General features: G+C 68.0%; 18 protein-coding genes and 1 tRNA gene. 10 read left to right on the top strand and 9 right to left on the bottom strand.

The window, feature by feature from the left end:
* The coding region (locus VF536_RS00180) for a helix-turn-helix transcriptional regulator (protein ID WP_331612730.1) at positions 1-182 on the top strand (182 nt) is incomplete at its 5' end.
* Here VF536_RS00180 and VF536_RS00175 read toward each other — a convergent pair.
* Positions 154-543, bottom strand: coding sequence for a VanZ family protein (locus VF536_RS00175; protein WP_331612729.1), 390 nt, complete (start codon positions 541-543; stop codon positions 154-156). The two genes, VF536_RS00180 and VF536_RS00175, sit on opposite strands and share 29 nt — an antisense overlap.
* Positions 544-588: 45 nt before the next feature.
* Positions 589-1,386 carry a siderophore-interacting protein gene (locus tag VF536_RS00170; RefSeq protein ID WP_331612728.1) on the bottom strand — a complete coding sequence of 266 codons (798 nt, stop codon included), beginning with the start codon at positions 1,384-1,386 and terminating at the stop codon, positions 589-591.
* Positions 1,387-1,444: 58 nt separating this feature from the next.
* Between VF536_RS00170 and VF536_RS00165 the strand changes: the two genes are divergently transcribed.
* The 5 genes from VF536_RS00165 (at position 1,445) to VF536_RS00145 (ending at position 5,645) form a co-directional block, all read left to right on the top strand.
* A complete protein-coding gene (locus VF536_RS00165; RefSeq protein ID WP_331612727.1) occupies positions 1,445-1,900 on the top strand; it encodes a MarR family winged helix-turn-helix transcriptional regulator in 456 nt (151 codons plus the stop codon).
* Between the two features lie 96 nt (positions 1,901-1,996).
* Positions 1,997-2,072, top strand: a tRNA-Thr gene (locus tag VF536_RS00160).
* Positions 2,073-2,166: 94 nt separating this feature from the next.
* Positions 2,167-3,558: an alanine racemase gene (locus VF536_RS00155; RefSeq protein ID WP_331612726.1), complete on the top strand. Its 1,392-nt coding sequence runs from the start codon at positions 2,167-2,169 to the stop codon at positions 3,556-3,558.
* Positions 3,559-3,562: 4 nt separating this feature from the next.
* Positions 3,563-4,270 carry an alpha/beta fold hydrolase gene (locus VF536_RS00150; RefSeq protein ID WP_331612725.1) on the top strand — a complete coding sequence of 236 codons (708 nt, stop codon included), beginning with the start codon at positions 3,563-3,565 and terminating at the stop codon, positions 4,268-4,270.
* Complete coding sequence (locus VF536_RS00145) at positions 4,263-5,645, top strand: DUF2130 domain-containing protein (RefSeq protein ID WP_331612724.1); 1,383 nt, start codon at positions 4,263-4,265, stop codon at positions 5,643-5,645. Before VF536_RS00150 ends, VF536_RS00145 begins: the two co-directional genes overlap by 8 nt.
* Before the next feature lie 70 nt (positions 5,646-5,715).
* On the opposite strand, the gene VF536_RS00140 is transcribed toward VF536_RS00145, so the two are convergent.
* The 3 genes from VF536_RS00140 to prfB all read right to left on the bottom strand — a co-directional run bounded on the left by VF536_RS00140 (position 5,716) and on the right by prfB (position 10,799).
* Positions 5,716-6,735, bottom strand: coding sequence for a class 1 fructose-bisphosphatase (locus VF536_RS00140; RefSeq protein WP_331612723.1), 1,020 nt, complete (start codon positions 6,733-6,735; stop codon positions 5,716-5,718).
* A 73-nt stretch (positions 6,736-6,808) separates the two neighbouring features.
* Entirely contained in the window at positions 6,809-9,532 is a 2,724-nt protein-coding gene (gene pepN / locus VF536_RS00135) for an aminopeptidase N (RefSeq protein ID WP_331612722.1), read from the bottom strand.
* Positions 9,533-9,694: 162 nt separating this feature from the next.
* A protein-coding gene (gene prfB / locus VF536_RS00130) for a peptide chain release factor 2 (protein WP_331612721.1) occupies positions 9,695-10,799 on the bottom strand; the annotation gives its coding sequence in 2 pieces (ribosomal slippage) (positions 9,695-10,717 and positions 10,719-10,799; 1,104 coding nt in all).
* A gap of 192 nt (positions 10,800-10,991) precedes the next feature.
* Here prfB and VF536_RS00125 point away from each other — a divergent pair.
* Complete coding sequence (locus tag VF536_RS00125; RefSeq protein ID WP_331612731.1) at positions 10,992-11,288, top strand: DUF4212 domain-containing protein; 297 nt, start codon at positions 10,992-10,994, stop codon at positions 11,286-11,288.
* Between the two features lie 3 nt (positions 11,289-11,291).
* On the opposite strand, the gene VF536_RS00120 is transcribed toward VF536_RS00125, so the two are convergent.
* Positions 11,292-12,152, bottom strand: a complete 861-nt coding sequence (locus tag VF536_RS00120) for a plasmid replication/partition related protein (protein WP_331612720.1) — start codon at positions 12,150-12,152, stop codon at positions 11,292-11,294.
* Positions 12,153-12,376: 224 nt separating this feature from the next.
* On the opposite strand from VF536_RS00120, the gene VF536_RS00115 reads away from it, so the two are divergent.
* Positions 12,377-12,871 carry a thioesterase family protein gene (locus VF536_RS00115; RefSeq protein WP_331612719.1) on the top strand — a complete coding sequence of 165 codons (495 nt, stop codon included), beginning with the start codon at positions 12,377-12,379 and terminating at the stop codon, positions 12,869-12,871.
* A 91-nt stretch (positions 12,872-12,962) separates the two neighbouring features.
* Here the strand turns inward: VF536_RS00115 and VF536_RS00110 are convergent, their stop codons facing one another.
* Entirely contained in the window at positions 12,963-13,889 is a 927-nt protein-coding gene (locus tag VF536_RS00110; protein ID WP_331612718.1) for an alpha/beta hydrolase, read from the bottom strand.
* Positions 13,890-13,966: 77 nt separating this feature from the next.
* Between VF536_RS00110 and VF536_RS00105 the strand changes: the two genes are divergently transcribed.
* The gene (locus tag VF536_RS00105) at positions 13,967-14,461 is read left to right on the top strand and encodes a GNAT family N-acetyltransferase (RefSeq protein WP_331612717.1); all 495 of its coding nucleotides are present in this window, start codon (positions 13,967-13,969) and stop codon (positions 14,459-14,461) included.
* Between the two features lie 29 nt (positions 14,462-14,490).
* Here VF536_RS00105 and arsC read toward each other — a convergent pair whose 3' ends face one another.
* Entirely contained in the window at positions 14,491-14,841 is a 351-nt protein-coding gene (gene arsC / locus VF536_RS00100) for an arsenate reductase (glutaredoxin) (RefSeq protein ID WP_331612716.1), read from the bottom strand.
* A 187-nt stretch (positions 14,842-15,028) separates the two neighbouring features.
* Here arsC and VF536_RS00095 point away from each other — a divergent pair, with 187 nt between their 5' ends.
* Positions 15,029-16,795 carry an acyl-CoA synthetase gene (locus VF536_RS00095; RefSeq protein WP_331612715.1) on the top strand — a complete coding sequence of 589 codons (1,767 nt, stop codon included), beginning with the start codon at positions 15,029-15,031 and terminating at the stop codon, positions 16,793-16,795.
* 71 nt (positions 16,796-16,866) lie between these two features.
* On the opposite strand, the gene VF536_RS00090 is transcribed toward VF536_RS00095, so the two are convergent.
* Positions 16,867-17,745, bottom strand: coding sequence for a hypothetical protein (locus VF536_RS00090; RefSeq protein WP_331612714.1), 879 nt, complete (start codon positions 17,743-17,745; stop codon positions 16,867-16,869).
* Positions 17,746-17,948: the final 203 nt, after the last annotated feature.

Below are 17,948 nucleotides of genomic sequence, written 5' to 3'. Positions count from 1 at the left end.
AAGGCCTGCGCGCGGGCCTGAGCAACGAGGGGATCGCGATCCAGCTGGGCATCAGCATGTTCACGGTCAAGAACCACGTGCGCAAGATCCTGCGCAAGCTGGGCGCGAACAACCGCGCGCAAGCGGTGGCGATCGCGATGTCGCGCCGGGAGCTCAGCGAGCCGGAGACGCCCGCGGCGTGAGCACGCGCAGGAGCAGCGCGTGCGCGGCCACGCCGATGACCGCGCCGATCATGTCGGCGAGCACGTCCTGCGCGTCCGCGTCGCGGCCGGGGATCTGCGACTGCACCAGCTCGATCAGGATGCCGTAGGCGAGCAGCACCGCCAGCACGATCCAGCGGCGGCGCGGGCCGGCGGCGAAGCACTGCAGGCCGATGACGGCGAGCGTGCCGAAGGCGGTGAAGTGATTCGCCTTGTCCCAGCCGAGGTCGGCCGCGGGCGGCGGATGGGGCGAGAACGCCAGCCAGCTGGCGCCACAGACCACCGCGAGGAAGAGCAGGCGCCAGGCGTTGCGCCAGCGCGGGTCATGCAGGACTTCAGACATGCGGGGCAGTGTGCCATGCACGTGTGAAGCCAAAGTGAGGGCTCCTCACTCCAGGTTTTCGTGATGATGGCTGGCGCCGCGCTTCCAGTAGGCCGCTGCGCGGATTGCGTGGCGGTCGTGGCCTTTCTCGTCGACGAGGATCTTGCGCGCCGCGGCCATCGCCGCGGCCTCGCCGGCGCACCAGGCATAGCCCTCGCCGGACGGCAGCGTCAGCGCGCGGACGGCGGCCAGCAGGGCGTCGTCGCCGTCGACCCAGCGCAGGTCCAGGTCGGCCTGGGTGTCGAAGGCGCGGCGATCGCTTTCCGGCACGTTCAGCAACGCAACGACGCGCGCGCCGGCAGGCAACTCCTCGAGGCGGCGCGCGACGGCGGGGAGGGCGGTCTCGTCGCCGACCAGCAGGTGCCAGGCGAAGTCGGTCGGAATGATGAAGGAACCGCGCGGCCCGCCGACGGTCAGCGTGTGTCCCGGTTGCGCCTGCGCGGCCCAGGCCGCGGCGGGGCCGTCGCCGTGCTGGGCGAACTCGATGACCAGTTCGCGGGCCGCGTTGTCGAAGCGGCGCGGCGTGTAGTCGCGCATGACCGGCGTGCCGTCGGCGTCGGGCGCGAAGATCAGCTTCACGTGGTCGTCGAAGGAGGCGCTGACGAAGTCGGCCAGCGAATCGCCGGTCAGGGTCACGCGGCGGAAGTTCGGCGTCACGTCGTCGACGCCGGTCACGGTCAGTTCGCGACGCTTGAGTTCATGGCGCACGCGCTGGACGCGGCTCGTGGGGGAACTGGTCGATGTTGCGGCTGCAGTCGTCGTGGCGGCAGCGGGGAGGGCGGTGTTCAGGGTGTCGGGCTTCATTGCGGCTGGGTTCGATATCGTTGACAATGTCATCCATCTTGCGACGGAACGATTGACAATGTCAACTAACACCACTGGCCGAAGGGGCAAGGACGAGGACGTGCTGGAGCTGGTGCATTCGGTGATGCATCGCTACCGTTCGCTGCAGTACCGGTTCCTGCGCGACGGTCCGCAGGACATCACGCACATGGAAGGCAAGGTGCTGTTCTTCTTCGAACGGCACCCCGACGCCACGCAGAGCGATCTGGCGGTGCACAGCGGACGGGACAAGGCGCAACTGGCGCGCTTGATCAAGACGCTGCGCGACAAGGGGCTGCTCGACGCGAAGACCGACGAGGTGGATCGCCGCCAGGTGCGGCTGAGCGTCAGTGACGCGGGCCTGACGGTGCAGCGCGAGCTCAAGCGCCAGGCGAGGCAGGTGTCGGTGCAGGCGCTGGCAGGCTTGAGCGCGGAGGAGCAGACGCAGCTCGCCGCGCTGCTGAAGCGCGTGCAGGAGAATCTGGGCGAGGAGTGAATCGGCCGCGGGCGTTGTCTCGGTGCGACGTGGGCTCAGAAATTGTCGACCTCGAAAATCTGCGCTATAGTCGCAGACTCTGTTGTTCGCGACAGCGCCGATGTAGCTCAGTTGGTAGAGCAGCGCATTCGTAATGCGAAGGTCGGGAGTTCGACTCTCTTCATCGGCACCAATCTGAAAAGCCGCTTGGGTTCTCCCAAGCGGCTTTTTCTTTGGCGAATGCGTCACGCCGCCGTTGCGCGCCGACGGTGGCAACATGGCGCGCCATGAGCCCACACGACCACGACGACCAGCCCGGCAGCGCGCCGGTGACGCTCACCCTGGCAGCCCTCGAGGCCGAGCCGCTGCCTGGCACGCTCAAGGGACTGCCCGCGGTTGCTGAAGGCGTGCCGCTGGACGGGCTCGGTGCGCTGGGCCTGTCGCTGCTGGCCGGCGACCTGCCGTTGCCCGCGGCGATCCTGAAAGACTCCGCGCTGGCCCACAACGCGCGCTGGATGCGCGAGTTCACGGCACGCGCCGGCGTGAGCCTCGCACCACACGGCAAGACGACGATGGCGCCGCAGCTGTTCCAGCGCCAGTTCGACGAAGGCGCCTGGGGCATGACGGCGGCGACCGCGGCGCATGTGCGCACCTACCGGCGCTTCGGCGTGCCGCGCGTGCTGCTGGCGAATCAGTTGATCGGCAAGGCCGACCTGGAGCTCGTCTTCCGCGAGTTGGAAGCCGATCCGGATTTCGATTTCTATCTGCTGGTCGACTCTGCCGCGGGCCTGGACCTGCTGCGCCGTGCTGCCGTCGAGCGCGGGCTGCAGCGACCGCTGCAAGTGCTGCTGGAAGTCGGCACGCCCGGCGGGCGCACCGGCGTCCGGACCTTGGAGGAGGGCATCGCGCTGGGGCGCCTCGTCCGCGATGCGGCGCCGACGATCGTGCTGCGCGGCGTGGAGGCCTTCGAAGGCGTCTACAGCGGCGACGACACGGCGCGCGTGGAGCTCGGCGCGCTGACGATGATCGAGACGGTGGCGGAACTGGCGCGTCTGGGTTGCGCCGAAGGCTGGTTCGCTGCGGGCGAGGTGCTGCTGACCGCGGGCGGCTCGGCGTTCTTCGACATGGCGGCGAAGACGCTGGCGTCGGTCGAAGCCGCGGGCACCGGCCACGCGCTGCGCGTGGTGTTGCGCAGCGGCTGCTACCTCAGCCACGACAGCCTGCAGTACGAGCGCATGCAGGACCGCATGCGGCAGCGCGCCGGCGCGCTGTGGGGCGAGGGCCCCGGCCTGCGCAACGCGATCGAGGTCTGGGCGTACGTGCAGTCGGTGCCCGAGCCCGGCCGCGCGATCTGCACGGCGGGCCGCCGCGACCTCAGCTACGACGCCTGCCTGCCGCAACCGCTGTGGTGGTACCGGCCGAGTCTGCATGACGCGCCGCGGGCGACGCCCGCCCACTGGGCCGTCACGAAGCTCAACGACCAGCATGCCTATGTCGATGCGAAGGTCGACGGCGCGAATGGCGCGGACGGCGCTGACAGCGGCGCGCTGCTGCTGCAGGTCGGCGACCTGATCGCCTTCGGCGTCGGCCATCCGTGCACGACCTTCGACAAGTGGCCGCTGCTCTACACGGTCGACGACAGCTATCGCGTCATCGGCGGCGTGCGGACGTTCTTCTGAATCGATGACCGCGCTGGTACTGCTGCCCGGCATGGATGGGACCGGCGATCTGTTCGAGCCGTTCCTGCGCGCGTTGCCGCGGAGCCTGCGGCCGGTCGTCGTGCGGTATCCCGTGGACCGCTGGCTCGATGACGACGCGCTCCTCGCGCATGCGCGCCGTGCGCTGCCCGGTGACGAGCCGTTCCTCCTGCTCGGGGAGTCGTTCTCCGGGCCGGTCGCACTGATGTTGGCCGCCGAGCATCCGCCCGGCCTGTGCGGTGTCGTGCTCGCCGCGTCGTTCGCGCGATACCCGAGACGCGCGGTGGCGCTCTTCAAGCCTGTAGCGAAGTGGGTACCCTTGCGCACGCTGCCGAAGGCCGTGATGAGTGCGCCGCTGCTGGGTCGTTTCGCCACCGGGGCGTTGCAGGAAGAGCTGCATCGTTCGGTGAACCGCGTGGCGTCGTCCGTGATGGGGCATCGGGCGCAGCAGGTGTTGTCCTTCGACGCGACCGAGGCCGCGGGCCGTGTCGCAGTGCCTATCCTCTGCCTGCGGGCAACGCGGGATCGCGTCGTCGCGGCGAGCGCAGCCACCGAGATCGTCGGTCTCAATCGACTGACGACGGTCGTCGACATCGAGGCGCCGCATATGCTGTTGCAATGCGCGCCCGCCACGGCGGCGCGGACCATCGTCGACGTCTTTGAAGAACAAGAGAAGGGGAGTCCCCATGCATGAAATCATCTGCCCGCACTGCGGCAAGGCCTTCAAGATCGACGAGGCGGGGTATGCCGACATCCTCAAGCAGGTGCGCGACACCGACTTCGAGAAGCAGCTGCACGAGCGGCTCGCGCTGGCCGAGCAGGACAAGCGCAATGCCGTCGAGCTGGCGCAGGCCAGGACTGCCGGCGAGCTGCAGAAGGCCGCCGCGCTGAAGGACGGCGAGATCCAGGAATTGAAGGCGCGGCTCGATGCCGGCGAGGTGCAGCGCAAGCTGGCGGTCTCCGAGGCGCTGGGCGCGCTGGAGAAGCAGGCGCAGCAGGCCGCCGCGGCGAAGGATGCCGAGATCCAGAGCCTGAAGGCCAAGCTCGACGCGGCCGGGGTGTCTCAGCAGCTCGCGATGTCGCAGGCCGTCGGCGCGGTGGAGAAGGAACGCGACCAGCTGCGCAGCGGCCTGGAACGCGCGGAGCTGGAAAAGCAGCTCGCCGAGAAGTCGCTCAAGGACAAGTACGAGACGCAGATCAAGGACCGCGACGACGCCATCGAGCGCCTGCGGGACATGAAGGCGCGGCTGTCGACCAAGATGGTCGGCGAGACCCTCGAGCTGCATTGCGAGACCGAGTTCAACCGCATCCGCGCGACCGCGTTCCCGCGCGCCTACTTCGAGAAGGACAACGACGCGCGTTCGGGCAGCAAGGGCGACTACATCTTCCGCGACGCCGACGAGGCGGGCACGGAGATCGTCTCGATCATGTTCGAGATGAAGAATGAGAACGACCGCACCGCCACGAAGAACCGCAACGAGGACTTCCTGAAGGAGCTCGACAAGGACCGCGTCGAGAAGGGCTGCGAGTACGCGGTGCTGGTGTCGCTGCTGGAGCCGGAGAGCGAGCTCTACAACACCGGCATCGTCGACGTGTTCCACCGCTATCCGAAGATGTATGTCGTGCGGCCGCAGTTCTTCCTGCCCATCATCACGCTGCTGCGCAACGCGGCGATGAACTCGCTGAGGTACAAGACGGAGCTCGCGCTGGTGAAGGCGCAGAACATCGACATCACCCACTTCGAGGCGCAGCTCGAGGGCTTCAAGTCGGCGTTCGGGAAGAACTACGAGCTGGCGTCGCGGCGCTTCCAGACCGCGATCGACGAGATCGACAAGTCCATCGACCACCTGCAGAAGACCAAGGAGGCGCTGCTCGGCACCGATCGCAACCTGCGCCTGGCCAACGACAAGGCCCAGGACGTGACGATCAAGAAGCTGACCAAGGGCAACCCGACGATGGCCGGGAAGTTCGCCGAGCTGAAGAGCGACGACAAGCCTGCCGCCGCCGATCGCGGCAACGACGGCAACGACCGCGGCGACGACAGGCGCGACGAAGGCAGTCTGTTCTGAGGGTCGAGCGCAGAGAGGCCCAGAAGCAAGAAGGCCGCTCATCGAGCGGCCTTCTGCTTGCGTGGGCGGGTTACTTGGCCTTGTCGGCTTCGAGGTGGTACTGCGTCACCCGCTCGACCTCGTTCTTCGAGCCCAGCACGACCGAGACGCGCTCGTGCAGCTTGCCCGGCTGCAGATCCATGATGCGCTGGCGGCCGTTGGTGGCCGCGCCGCCGGCCTGCTCGACCAGGAAGGCCATCGGATTGGCCTCGTACATCAGGCGCAGCTTGCCGGCCTTGTTCGGCTCGCGCTTGTCCCACGGGTACAGGAACACGCCGCCGCGCGTCAGGATGCGGTGCACGTCCGCCACCATCGACGCGATCCAGCGCATGTTGAAGTCCTTGCCGCGCGGTCCCGTCGTGCCGGCCAGGCACTCGTCGATGTAGCGCTTCACCGGCTCGTCCCAGTGCCGCATGTTGGACATGTTGATCGCGAACTCCTTGGTGTCCGCGGGGATCTTCACGTCGTCGGCGGTCAGCACCCAGGAGCCCTGCTCGCGGTCCAGCGTGAACATCGCCACGCCGTCGCCCACCGTCAGCACCAGCGTCGTCTGCGGTCCGTAGACGCAGTACCCCGCCGCCGCCTGCGAGGTGCCGGGTTGGTGGAAGTCCTCCTCGCTGACGCCCTTGCTGCCTTCGACCTTCTTCAGCACCGAGAAGATGGTCCCGATCGACACGTTCACGTCGATGTTGCTGGAGCCGTCCAGCGGATCGAACATCAGCAGGTACTCGCCCTGCGGGAAACGGTTGGGCACCAGGTGGATGCTCTCCATCTCCTCCGAGGCCATCGCGGCCAGATGGCCGCCCCACTCGTTGGCTTCGATCAGCACCTCGTTGGCGATGATGTCCAGCTTCTTCTGGACCTCGCCCTGCACGTTCTCGGACCCGGCCGTGCCCAGCACGTCACCCAGCGCGCCCTTGTTGACGCTGATGGCGATGCGCTTGCAGGCCCGCGCGACCACCTCGATCAGCAGCCGCAGCTGCTGGGGGATGTGGCCGTGCAGCCGCTGCTGCTCGACGAGGTATTGGGTCAGGCTGACGCGTTGACTCATGAAACGACTCCGATGGTTGCAAATCTCGTGCGCCGCGGAACGGCCCGGCGCGCGGACCGCTCCGTGCGCTGAATCAGGACTGCGGCGAATCCGCGTTGACCGCGGTGGCCGAGGTGTCGGACGCCAGCGCGCGCTCGATGATCTCGCGCACGTCGTTGGACAGGTCCGGCTTGGCGGCGACACGGGCGATGGCTTCGCGGGCGGCGCTGCGGTACGGCTGGGCCAGCGCGGTCCAGCGGTCCATCACGCGGGCCAGACGGCCAGAGACCTGCGGGTTGATCGCGTCCAGCGCCAGCACCTGCTCCGCCCAGAAGACGTAGCCCGCCGCATCGGCGCGGTGGAAGGCGGCCGGGTTGAACATCGCCAGCGAGAAGATCAGGCTGCGCGCGCGGTTCGGGTTCTTCAGCGTGAAGTCGGCGTGCTTCATCAGCTGCTTGACCTTGGCGAAGGTCTTGCCGTCGCGCTCGGCCGCGCGGCCTTGCAGCGCGAACCACTTGTCGATGACCAGCGCCTCGCCCTTGAACTGGGCGTGGAAGCGCGCCAGCGCGCTGTCGGCCAGCTCCGCATGCGCATGCACGAGCGCGGACAGCGCGCCCATGCGGTCGGTCATGTTGGTCGCGTCCTTGAAGCGCTGGTACGCGCGGCCCGGCCACACGCCGTCGCCGCCGCGGGTGGCGTTCAGGACCAGCATCGCCAGCGACAGGTTCACCAGCGCGCGCTTGCCGCTCTGCACCGGATCCGGGTTGTAGCCGGTGGTCACCTGATGCGCGTCGAAGGCCCAGGCCCAGTCAGCCTGCAGCGCCGAGGCCAGCTGCGTCTGCGCCGCTTCGACCGCGGCGTGGATCGCCTGCGGGTCGACGACGTCGAGCTGCTCGGCGATGTAGGCCTCGTCGGGCAGTTGCAGCGCCAGCGCCTTGAAGGCCGGATCCAGTTCCGGATGACGCAGCACGGCGCGCATCGCGTCGATGTAGGCGGCATCCAGCACCAGCGGCTGGCCCGAGCGCACCGCGCCCAGGATGCGGTTCAGCGCCAGACGCTGGCTGGCTTCCCAGCGGTTGAACGCGTCGCTGTCGTGCTTGAGCAGCACCAGCAGCTCGGCGTCGCCCAGGCCGTCGTCCAGCACCACCGGGGCGGAGAAGCCGCGCAGCAGCGACGGCACCGGCTCGGACGGCACGTTGACGAAGACGAAGGACTGCTCGACCTGGTCCAGCACCAGCACGCGTTCGGTGTCGGTGGCGCCGGCGGCGCCGTCCTCGCCCTGCTGCATCAGCGGCAGCGCCTGGCCGTCGCGCGACAGCAGACCCAGCGAGACCGGGATCACCTGCGGCAGCTTGGCGGCCTGGCCGGCGGCCGCGGCACTCGATTGCGTCAGCGTCAGCGTCCAGGTCTGACCGGCGGCGTCGTACACGCCGCGCGCCTGCAAGCGCGGCGTGCCGGCCTGCGCGTACCAGCGCTTGAACGCATCGAGGCGCGTCGTCAGCGGCGAGCCCGGGTTGGCGTCCGCGATCGCCTGCGCGAAGTCGTCGCAGGTCACGGCCTGGCCGTCATGGCGCTCGAAGTACAGGGCCATGCCCTTGGCGAAACCGTCGCGGCCGACCAGCGTCTGGTACATGCGGACGACTTCCGCGCCCTTTTCGTAGACGGTGGCGGTGTAGAAGTTGTTGATCTCGACGTACTCGTCGGGACGCACCGAATGCGCCATCGCGCCGGCGTCTTCCGGGAACTGGCGGGCGCGCAGCGCGCGCACGTCCTCGATGCGGCAGACCGCCCGCGCGCTCGGCGTGGCGGCCATGTCCTGGCTGAATTCCTGGTCGCGGAAGACGGTCAGGCCTTCCTTCAGCGACAGCTGGAACCAGTCGCGGCAGGTGACGCGGTTGCCGGTCCAGTTGTGGAAATACTCGTGCGCGACGATGGACTCGATGCGGGCGAAGTCCGCGTCGGTCGCGGTGGCGGGGGAAGCCAGCAGCGCCGAGGTGTTGAAGATGTTCAACCCCTTGTTCTCCATCGCGCCCATGTTGAAGTCGGACACGCCGACGACCATGAAGCGCTCCAGATCCAGCGGCAGGTTGAAGCGCGCTTCATCCCACACGACGGACGCGATCAGCGAGTTCATCGCATGCTCGGTCTTCTCCAGGTCGCCCTGGCGGACGTAGACCTGCAGCAGGTGGTCCTTGCCGCCGCGGGTGCGGATGCGCTGCTCGCGCGCGACCAGGTCGCCGGCCACCATCGCGAAGAGGTAGCTGGGCTTGGGGAAGGGATCGTGCCACTTGGCCAGGTGGCGGCCGTTGTCCAGCGTGGCCGACTCGACCAGGTTGCCGTTGGACAGCAGCACCGGGAATCTGGCCTTGTCGGCGCGCATCGTCACCGTGTAGACCGCCATCACGTCGGGGCGGTCCAGGAAGTAGGTGATGCGGCGGAAGCCTTCGGCCTCGCACTGCGTGAAGAAGCTGCCGCCCGAGGTGTAGAGACCCGACAGCGTCGTGTTCTTCTCGGGGCAGCAGGTGTTGCGGATCTCGAGCGTGAAGTCCGCGTCCGGCACGTTGTCGATGATCAGCTCATGGCCTTCCTGGCGGAAGGACACGCTCTCGCCGTCGATCAGCACGCGCAGCAGGTTGAGTTCCTCGCCATGCAGGCGCAGGGGGCCGTGAGGCACCGCGGCGTTGCGTTCCAGGCGCATCTTGCTGGCGACCAGCGTCTTCACCGGATCGAGGTCGAAACACAGGTCGACGGTGCGGATCCAGAAGATCGGCGCGACGTAATCGGCGCGGCGGATCAGGGTGGCAGTGCCTTCACGCATGGCGGGCTTCCTTATGGGAATTGATTTTGTCTCTTAGCGTGTTGAGGACATGGGAAGCCCGTAGCGAGCGGCCCGAGGTTGCGTCGAGCACCGGAGCCGTACTTCTGTACGGCGAGGAGCACAGACGCAAGATCGGGCCGCGCAGTAGGGCGGCACATGTCCTCAGACGCCCTGCTTGAGGGAGGCGGTGATGAATGCGTCGAGGTCGCCGTCCAGCACCTTCTGGGTGTTGGAGATCTCGACGTTGGTGCGCAGGTCCTTGATGCGGCTCTGGTCCAGCACGTACGAGCGGATCTGGTGGCCCCAGCCCACGTCGGTCTTGCTGTCCTCGAGCTTCTGCTGCTCGGCCATGCGCTTCTTCATCTCATGGTCGTACAGGCGCGAGCGCAGGCGCTTCCAGGCGACGTCGCGGTTGCTGTGCTGGCTGCGGCCGTCCTGGCACTGGACGACGATGCCGGTTGGGATGTGGGTCAGGCGCACCGCCGAGTCGGTCTTGTTGATGTGCTGACCGCCGGCGCCGGAGGCGCGGTAGGTGTCGGTGCGCACGTCCGACGGGTTGATGTCGATCTCGATCGAATCGTCCACTTCCGGATACACGAACAGCGAGGCGAAGCTGGTGTGGCGGCCGCCCGAGGAGTCGAACGGGCTCTTGCGCACCAGGCGGTGCACGCCGGACTCGGAGCGCAGCAGGCCGAAAGCGTACTCGCCTTCCACCTTGATGGTGGCGCTCTTGATGCCGGCGATCTCGTCGTCGGTCTGCTCTTCGACGTCGGCCTTGAAGCCCTTGCGCTCGCAGTACTTCAGGTACTGGCGCAGCAGCATGCCGGCCCAGTCGCAGGCCTCGGTGCCGCCGGCGCCGGCCTGGATGTCGATGAAGCAGTTCAGCGGGTCGGCCGGGTTGTTGAACATCCGGCGGAACTCGAGTTCCTCGACCTTCTCGGCCAGCTTGACGGACTCGGCCTCGATGGTCTGGATGCCGGCGATGTCGTTGTCGTCCTTGGACATCTCGTACAACTCGAGGTTGTCGGTGATGTTGGACGTCAGGTGGTTGATCGTCTCGACGACCTGTTCCAGCGTGCGCTTTTCCTTGCCGAGCTCCTGGGCCCGCTTGGGGTCGTTCCAGACGTTGGGGTTCTCCAGGGCGGCGTTGACTTCATTCAACCGCAGCGCTTTGCGGTCGTAGTCAAAGGTACCCCCTTAGCGCGTCGGTACGCGCTTGCAGATCGGTCAGCGTGTTGCCGATCGCATTGATGTGTTCGATTTCCATGATTCGCTCGAAGCGTTCGTAGGGTGGAGCCCCCGACAGGGGGACCCGAAGCCGGGTATTTTCTCATGCTGAGGCGAACGGGCTCCCTAAGATGCCGGGATGCGTCCGAAACCGCCTGTCCCCGATGCGGGTTACCCCTCCGGCAGCCCCGTCGGCACCCCCTCCGGCACGTTCCGCGCCCGGCGTCGCTGGGTGCGACGGGGGAACTGGCGTCTCACGCTAATGCTGCTGGTGGTGTGGGCGCTGGTCACATTCGGGGTGGCCTACTTCGCCCGGGCGCTCAGCTTCGATTTCTTCGGCTGGCCGTTCAGCTTCTGGGTGGGATCGCAGGGAGCGCTGATCGTCTACGTCGCGATCGTCGTGATCTACGCGACCGTCATGAACCGCCGGGAGGCGGAAGCCGGCGTGCAAGACCCGGCACCGTATTTCGATGAGGTGGAATCGCGACGCCCGGAGAAGGAGCGCTCCGGGCCGATCACGGGGTTCTGAAGGTCAGAACGGCGACGAGTCCTGCTTCGCGGCGGCCAGTTGCGCCTGAAGGTCCGCGACCTGCGCGCGCAGCTTGATGTTCTCGTCCTGCAGCGCGCCGACTTGCGCACGCAGCAGGGCGACTGCCGGATCGGCTTCGAGTTCGCCGTCCTCGTTCGTCGGCACGTCCAGCAGCGCGACCGCCACTTCGGCGACCGCATCGCCCGCGGCCTTCTTGCCGACCTTGGACTCGCGCACGCGCTTGGCAGCCTGTCGCAGTTCCTTCTTGCCGCCAGCGGCGGCAGCGGCCTGCTCCTCGGCGGGCAGGTCGGAGATGACGGCAGCGGCGCTGATCGACACCTCGCCCGAGCGCACGGCGGCCACGAGTTCGGGTGCTGCGGCCTTCTGGATCTTCTCGATCTGCGTGACCGTGGCGCTGCTGATGCGCGCGGCGCGCGCGATGGCTTCGCGGCTCTTCAGCGGCGGGGCGTCAGGCACGGGTGTGCCGCTCGTGTCTGCGGCGGGGGCTTCCGGGGCCGGGTCGTTGAGCACAGCCAGCCGGCGCGCTTCCATGATCTCCTTCTTGCGCAAGGCGAGCACGCCGCGCTGGAAGTCGGAGACGCTGCGACGACCCAGATGCTGGTCGATCATCCACAGGTGGACGTCTTCCATGGACTTGAAGCGGGTGTTCTGGACCGTCTGGAAGGGGATGCCGTGCTTGGTGCAGATGCCGTGGCGGTTGTGACCGTCGACGAGGATGTCGCCCCAGAGCACGAGCGCGTCGCGGCAGCCTTCGGCGAGGATGCTGCGCTCGAGCGCGGCGTGTTCGTCCTCGGTCAGGGGATCGATGTAGGCCTTGAGTTCTTCGGTGACGATGATGTTCATGGGGACGGGCAGCGGGACGGCGGGGAGGCGGAGTCGATCGGGTGGGGCCCGGTCGACGAGGTGTTCAGGAGGGGCGGATTGTGCGAAGTGCGCGCAGGTCGCGCGGGCGACGGACGACGCCGGAAAAGGGCGGCATTCTGCCTAACTCGCGACGCTAACCTGTCGCACCCAGAGCACGAGCGTCGGATATCCCACGGAACCCACCCCCAGATGAGCGCCCCCCGATGAGCGAGATGACCGAGATGAGCGAAGCGATCCCCGCGCCGTCCGATCCGCTGTCCAGCGGCTGGGACTATCCGTCCCCCCATCGCTTGGCGGTGAGCCCCCAACCGGCGGACATCGACGGTTTGAATCACACCAACAACGCGGTGTACGTGAGGTGGTGCGAGCAGGTGGCGTGGTCGCACTCGGTGGCGCTGGGGCTGGACATCGAGGACTACCGCCGGCTCGACCGCGCGATGGCGATCCGCCACGGCGGCTACGACTACCTGCTGCCGTCCTTCGAAGGCGAGGCGCTGGTGCTCGGCACGTGGCTGACGTCGGGCGACGGCAAACTCGCGATGGAACGCCGCTTCCAGCTGCGCCGCGCGAGCGACGGCCAGACGCTGATGCGCGGCCGTTGGGAACTGGTCTGCATCGACATCAGCGGCGGCCGCCCGAAGCGGATGCCGCCGGAGTTCATCGCGGCGTATCAAGCAGCGGTGGTCTCCGCGGAATAGCTGCCTTGTGGCTTGAGGAATTACTCCCTCTCCCGCTTGCGGGAGAGGGTAGGGGTGAGGGCCGGGGTCGTGGCAGTGAGAAGGGCGGCGACTAGCCGAGAAACTCTTGTACCGCGCGGGCCAGTGCCTCGGGTTGATCGTGATGCATCATGTGCGCCGCCTGCTGGAGCGTGACGCGACGCAGGTCCTTCACGACGCCGAGCCGGCTCTCGAAGTCCTCACGCGGATAACGATCGCCCCACCATTGCGAGAGCTTGGTCTCGCTGCCCTCGACCCACAGCGTGGGCGCCTCGATGCGCGACCAGCACGCAAGCGCCTCGGCCTTCTTGTAGAGCACCGGATTGGTCCGCTTGTGCGCGGGGTCGCCGAGGATGTGCCAGCGCCCGTCCTCGCCCTGTTTCGACCAATGCGGCGCGAGCCACGCGGCCTTGTCGGCCGAGAGCCTCGGATTCGTCTTCATCAGCCGCTGCGCGACGCCTTCAACGCTGTCGTAGGTCTTGAGGCTCTGCGGCGCCTTGAGCTCGTCGAGCCAGCTCGCGAGCCGCGTCGGCGCCATCTCGGGCGTCGTCTCCGGCAGCCCGAATCCTTCGAGGTTCACGAGCTTGCGCAGCCGTTGCGGCCGGACGCCCGCATAGGTCATCGCGATGTTGCCGCCCATGCTGTGGCCGAGGAGGTCCACAGGCGCATCGGGACTGATGGCGTCCAGCAGCGCATCCAGATCGCCGAGGTAGTCCGGGAACCAGTACGCGTCGCTTCCGTTGGAATCGGTGAGTCCAAAACCGCGCCAGTCGATCGCGACGACGCTGCGCTCCTCGCGGAAGGCGTCGACCATGAACTGGAACGACGCGCCGACGTCCATCCAGCCGTGGACCATCACGAGCAGCGGCCGCTGCCCGTCCGGCTCCGGACCCCAGCGCAGCACGTGGTGGCGCAGGCCGCGTAGCGTCAGGAACCCGCTGCGATGCGGGCGGCGGACGGCGTACTTGGGCTCGGAAACGGAACTCGGTGCGGTGCTCATCAAGCGACTGTAGTGTGAGGACCGGCAGGACGCTTTCGCCATGGAGACAATGGGTGCGACTTCCCGGAAGAATCGATATGACCCTCTCTACCGACGCCTACACACTCCGCCCTGCGCGCCCCGACGACCTGACCGCCATCGTCGGCCTGATCGGCGAGCTTGCCGACTTCGAGCACCTCACGCACCTGATGGACGTGACTCCGGAAAAGCTGCTCCCGCATCTCTTCGGCGAACGCCCCGTCTGCGAGGCCATGGTCGCCGAGCACGACAGCGGCGCGGTTGTCGCCTTCGCGCTGACCTTCACCAACTTCTCGACCTTCCTGGGCAAGCCCGGGATGTACCTCGAGGACCTGTATGTGCAGCCCGCGCATCGCGGCGCGGGCCTGGGCAAGCGCATGCTGACGCGCCTGGCGCAGATCGCGATCGAGCGCGACTACGGCCGCTTCGAATGGTGCGTGCTCGATTGGAACGAGAACGCCATCCGCTTCTACGAGAAGATGGGCGCGACCATCATGCCGGACTGGCGCTTGTGCCGCCTCGCCGGCGACGCGCTGGCGCGCTTCAAGGGCTGATCAAGGGTTGATCCAGGCCGCGCTGGACGTCACTTCAGCCAGTCGTTCAGCAACTCCGGCGGACGCGCGATCAGCGCGCGGTCGCCTTGCACGACGATCGCCCGCTGCAGCAGCTTCGGCCGGTCCGCGACCGCCTGCAGCAGCTGCGTGTCGGTCAGCGACTCGTCCGCCAGATTCAACTCGCGATAGTCGTCCTCGTTGTCGCGCACCATCGCTCGCACCGGGGTGCCCAGCTGCCGGTGCAGCGTCTGCAGCTCGGGCAGCGTCAGTGGCGTCTCCAGGTACTCGACGACCTCGGGCGTGAGGCCACGGGACTCCAGCAGCGCGAGCGCCTCGCGCGACTTGGAGCAGCGGGGGTTGTGCAGGATCTTGAGCGTCATGCGGACCAGTGTAGGAGGCGCGATCCGACTATCGATATGCGGATCGCCCACCGCCCGCCCATGCACCTCTGACGGGCATTGCCGTCCACGCCAGGCACCGACATGGCGCTACGGGCTTTCCATGACGACCGCCCCGGACCCGGTCGCTAGCATCCACGCTCTTGTTCCAGTCCAGGATGGAGACACGATGAGCGGCAAGACCGCCAAGGACGCCGGCCCGGCCGATGGCATCACCGTGCCCTCCGCGGCGACGCGTGCCGCGCCCGACGCCTACGCGCTGATCCACGGCGCCTTCCGCTGGCAGGTGCCGGAACGGCTGGCCATCGCCGAGCTCTGCTGCGGCCGCTGGGCCCGCGAGACGCCCGATGCGCCCGCCGTCTTCTTCGACAGCGACAGCGGCTGCCGCGCCCAGTACTCCTTCGGACAACTGCAGCGCGCGGCCAACCGGCTCTCCAACGCGCTCAAGCGCCTGGGCGTCGAAGCCGGCGACCGCGTTGCGCTGGTGCTGCCGCAGCGCTTCGAGACCGCCGTCGCGCACATCGCGATCAACCAGCTCGGCGCGGTCGCGATGCCGCTGTCGATGCTCTTCGGGCCCGATGCGCTCGAGTACCGTCTCAAGGACAGCGACGCCAGCGTCGCGATCGTCGAAGGCGGCGCGCTCGACGCGCTGCGTTCGGTGCGCGCGTCGTGCCCGACGCTGCGCCACGTGCTGGTCGTCGGCGAGTCCGATGCCCACGAGGGCGAAGCCGGCTGGATGGCCGCGCTGCAGGCCGAGGACGCGCGCTTCGCCGCGCGCGACAACGCGGCCGAGGATCCCGCGATCCTGATCTATACCAGCGGCACCACCGGTGCGCCGAAAGGCGCCTTGCTGCCGCAGCGCGCGCTGCTGGGCAACCTCACCGGCTTCATCGCGAGCCAGAACTGGTTCGGCTTCGACCCGCACGATCCTTCCGTGCGCAGCGAGGCGGTGTTCTGGAGCCCCGCCGACTGGGCCTGGACCGGCGGCCTGATGGACGCGCTGCTGCCGTCGCTGTGCTTCGGCCGTCCCATCCTCGGCTACCAGGGCCGCTTCTCGCCGGAGAAGACCTTCGAGCTGATGCAGCACTACCGCGTCAGCCACACCTTCCTGTTCCCGACCGCGCTGAAGGCGATGATGAAGGCCGTGCCGCATCCCGCCGAGCACTACACGCTGCATCTGCAAGCCATCATGAGCGCGGGCGAGGCCGTCGGCGACGCAGTGTTCGACTGGGGCCGGCGCGAACTCGGCGTGACGATCAACGAGATGTTCGGGCAGACCGAGATCAACTACGTGGTCGGCAACTGCGCACGGCTGTGGCCGGCCAAGCCCGGCAGCATGGGGCGCGCCTATCCGGGCCATCGCGTCGCGGTCATCGACGACGAAGGGCAGGTCTGTCCGCCCGGACAGATCGGCGAGGTCGCCGTGCATCGCCGCGACGCGCAGGGCACGCCGGATCCGATCTTCTTCCTCGGCTACTGGCGCAACGAGGCGGCGACCGCCGCGAAGTTCACCGGCGATCCGGCGGACAGCTGGTGCCGCACCGGGGACCTGGCGCGCGCCGACGAGGACGGCTACCTCTGGTACCAGGGCCGCGACGACGACCAGTTCAAGGTCGCGGGGTATCGCATCGGTCCAGGGGAGATCGAGAACTGCCTGGTGCGCCACGAGGCCGTGGCGAACGCCGCCGTCGTGCCCAAGCCCGATGCCGAGCGCGGCGCGCTGGTGAAGGCCTTCGTCGTGCTGGCGCCGGGCCGGCAACCGTCGGCCGCGTTGACCGCGGAGTTGCAGGACTTCGTCAAGCAGCGGCTCGCGCCCTACGAGTATCCGAAGGAGATCGAGTTCCTCGACGCGCTGCCGATGACGACCACCGGCAAGGTGCAGCGCCGCGTGCTGCGGCAACTGGAAGCAGACCGGGCGACGGGACGCGTGGTCTGATCCCTTGACTGCCGTGGCCGCTGGCCCTCACCCCCGCCCTCTCCCGCAAGCGGGAGAGGGAGCAAGTCCGATCAGCTCGCGCGCGTGTTGCGCAGCTTGACGTAGAGCTTGGTGTTGGCGCCCGGCTGCGGCTGCAGCAGCGCCGCGTCGGGCCACTGCTCCTGACCCGTCAGCACGGTGCAGGCGCGGGACGGCTTGTCCTTGGGCGTCTCGGGCTCGCGCTGCTGTGCTTCCGACGGCAGCGGCAGGCGCAGGTGCTGGCCGCTCTCCATCCAGTCGAGATTCCATTGCGGCTGGTCGCTGCACACGATGACCCCGTCGATCTGCGGGAACATCCAGCGCACGTACCAGGGCAGCAGCTCGGTGCGCAGCCGCTGGCCGACCGAAACGATGCGGCGCACCGTCGCCATGTCCAGCATCTCCGGCGGCGTCGCGAGGTCGATGCTCAGCCGAACCCCCAGTTCGCCCTTGGGCACGTTGGTGCCGAAGTCCATGTCCTTGGCCTGCTTCTCGGAGAAGGTCGGCAGATCGAAGCGGCCCTTGTCGTCGATGGGAATCGGGATGTAGTCGTCGTCGCTCATCAGCGCGAGCTTGGTGCCGGCCGGCGGCGGCTTGGACGTGTCCTTGGGATCGGTCAGCACGAAGCGGCTCACGAACAGACCTTCGCCCTCGGTGCGCAGCTTCTGCAGCAATTCGTTGAGCCGCTTGTAGGGGAAGGAGGCGCCGCGCTTCATGTCGCTCTGCACGGTGGGCAGGGCGACAGCGCTCGAAGCCGCGTTCGAAGTCGCGTTTGATGCCGTGGCCGATGAAGCGGCCGCGCCGGCCGGCACCGGTTCAACACCGCTCGCCGCGGCGACCGGATCGCAGGCGGCAAGAACGCTGATCACGAGGACGGCGATCGCGGCGACTGGGACGCGGCGTACCGCGCGGGGAAACTGCTGGGGCTTCACTTCGACTCTCTCCCTGTGTCGCAAGACCTGTGTCGCCAGGCTTGCGTCGCGAATGCGATCTGCGCTGAACGGTGCGCGGCCGGTATAGGTTGACGACGCGTGTCCCGCATCGGGGTGTCAGCGGCGGCACTTGCCTCGCGCCTCGGCGAGCAGCCAGAACGGCAGACTGAGCAGACCCGCGCCGCCGCCCGCGAACTCGCCCT

It is taken from the genome of Roseateles sp., from assembly GCF_036486225.1.
Lineage (GTDB): Bacteria > Pseudomonadota > Gammaproteobacteria > Burkholderiales > Burkholderiaceae_C > Roseateles.
Note: the sequence above shows the minus strand (reverse complement) of the source record. Positions and strands in the feature narration are given on the sequence as shown.